Annotated in this window: 1 protein-coding gene; it reads right to left on the bottom strand. The window is 64.3% G+C overall.

Features of this window, described 5'->3' with window-relative positions:
• Window positions 1-3: 3 nt before the first annotated feature.
• The coding region (locus tag EN964_RS36125) for an ATP-binding cassette domain-containing protein (protein WP_127277569.1) at window positions 4-761 on the bottom strand (758 nt) is incomplete at its 5' end.

Genomic DNA, 761 nt, shown 5'->3' with positions numbered 1-761 from the left:
CGCTCAAAGTGCTGCCTCCTGGTGCTCGATGCCAGCCATCAGCAGGCCGAGCTCGCCCTCGGTCGCTTCGGGGCCGCGTTCGCCGACGATGCGGCCCGCAAACATCACCAGGATACGGTCGGACAGCGAACGGATCTCGTCCAGCTCGACCGACACCACCAGCACCGCCTTGCCCTGGTCGCGCATGGCGATCAGGCGCTTGTGGATGAATTCGATGGCGCCGACATCGACGCCGCGTGTCGGCTGGCCAACGATCAGAACACCAGGGTCCTGTTCCATCTCCCGCGCCAGCACGATCTTCTGCTGGTTGCCGCCGGAGAAATTGGCGGTCTTCAGCCGGCAGTCGGCCGGCCGGATATCGTATTTGGCGATCTTGTCCCTGGCATCGTTGCGGATGGCATCGATGTTGAGGAACGGCCCCTTCAAATAACGGGGATCATCGTGATAGCCGAGGATCGAATTCTCGTTCTCCTCGAAGGCCAGCACCAGCCCGACGTGATGGCGGTCCTCCGGCACATGCGCCAGGCCGCGGTCGCGCAGTTCGCCCGGGTCGGCGGCGCCGGTCAGGTCGATCGGCTTGCCGTCGAGCATGACCGAGCCGGACACCGCACGCCTGATGCCGGAAATCGCCTCGAGCAGTTCGGATTGTCCGTTGCCGGCGACACCGGCGATGCCGACGATCTCGCCGGCCCTGATATCGAAGGAGATGTCGTCGACCATGGTTACGCCGCGCGTATCCTTCACCGTCAGGTTCTTGACAG

Origin of the sequence: Mesorhizobium sp. M7A.F.Ca.CA.001.10.2.1 (genome assembly GCF_003998575.1) — a bacterium.
In the GTDB taxonomy this organism is placed as follows: Bacteria; Pseudomonadota; Alphaproteobacteria; order Rhizobiales; family Rhizobiaceae; genus Mesorhizobium.
The sequence above is the reverse complement of the archived record's forward strand: the minus strand, read 5'-3'. Positions and strand labels throughout refer to the sequence as shown.